This is a genomic window from Ureibacillus sp. 179-F W5.1 NHS, assembly GCF_045369345.1.
Classification (GTDB): domain Bacteria; phylum Bacillota; class Bacilli; order Bacillales_A; family Planococcaceae; genus Ureibacillus; species Ureibacillus halotolerans.
Genome location: NZ_JBIQFG010000103.1, coordinates 1 through 1,398, shown reverse-complemented (window position 1 = coordinate 1,398; position 1,398 = coordinate 1). Strand labels below are relative to the sequence as shown.

Here is a 1,398-nt window from a genome sequence, read left to right as displayed (position 1 = left end):
TTGAACTGACCCAAAAAAGTTAGACATATTTTGTTAGGCGGCTTCCAAGACCTTTGTTCGGTATTCTACCGGGCTTAGGTCTTTTAATTTTGCCTTCATTCGTTTGTAATTATAGTACTCAATATATAACCTTAATTCTTCTTCAAAATGTTCGATACTATTAAACTCTTGCAAGTATAATAGTTCAGATTTTAAGATGCCAAAGAAACTCTCCATTGCTGCGTTATCAAGACAATTCCCTTTGCGGGACATACTTTGCTTGATACCGTGTTTTTGGAGTGTTTTCTGATATTGTTTCATCTGATAATGCCATCCTTGATCTGAATGTAGGATCACTTCATCTCCTATTTGAAGACGTGTTAACGCCTGATCAAGCATATCTGATACAAGTTTATATACAGGTCTTTTCATCAGTATATAAGCGATAATTTCACCATTACATAAATCCATCACAGGAGATAGGTAGCGTTTTTCACCAAATAAATGAAATTCTGTTACATCAGTTACCCACTTTTCATTCATTTTCTCTGCTTTGAAATCTCGTTCTAATAGATTTGGTGCAATTCGACCAACTTGTCCTTTATAAGAACGATATTTCTTCATTCTTACCAGACATTTTAATCCCAATTCATTCATGAAACGGTTGATTGTTTTTGGATCATGTTGGAATCCGTATTTTTTCAATTCACTCGCAATACGACGATAACCATAACGCCCCTTGTGTTCGTGATATATTGATTGAATTGCCTCCTTAACTTCGGCATATTTATCTTCACGATTCATTCGCTTTTCCCAATAATAATAAGTGCTTCGAGGAATATTTGCGACTTTAACTAATTCTACGACATCATAAATGTGCTTTAGTTCAAAAATTACTTGCGCTTTGATTTTATTTGTAATTTTTCCTGTCCCTGAACTAAAGCATTCAACTTTTTTAAATACGCATTCTCCATTTCTAGCTGTTTAATGCGTGCTTCAAGTGCCTCTACAGAACCATCAGCTGGAACCGATTTCGATGTCTTCTTGTTTAATTTATTCATGGATGGACGCCCCTTTTTCTTTGAATTGAGGGCATCAAATCCACCTGTTTCAAATTGATTACGCCATTTTCGAACTAATTTTGAAGATGAAATATTGAAAATAGCAGCTGCATCAATAGAGGACGTACCCGTTTCATTCATATAATTAAGTACATCCATTTTAAACTCTGCAGAGTAACTTGTATATGATTTCATAAAGGCTTCCACACCATGTTGTTCGTATAAACGAATCCAAGAAGTTAATTCAGATACGATTACACCTTCTTCTCTAGCAATTTGTTTTACACTTTCTTGTCCATTTACATAACGTAATAATATTCGTATTTTTTCATCTTTTGTAATTTTAGTCATAAAAAAC

Annotated in this window: 1 protein-coding gene; it reads right to left on the bottom strand. The window is 34.0% G+C overall.

The features are described 5' to 3' along the window. Positions 1-33: 33 nt before the first annotated feature. Positions 34-1,391 (bottom strand): IS3 family transposase gene (locus tag ACH0B5_RS18010; RefSeq protein ID WP_341361539.1). Its coding sequence is split into 2 segments (ribosomal slippage): positions 34-938 and positions 938-1,391, totalling 1,359 coding nucleotides; the frame shifts between segments, so codons are not numbered across the junction. Positions 1,392-1,398 lie beyond the last annotated feature (7 nt).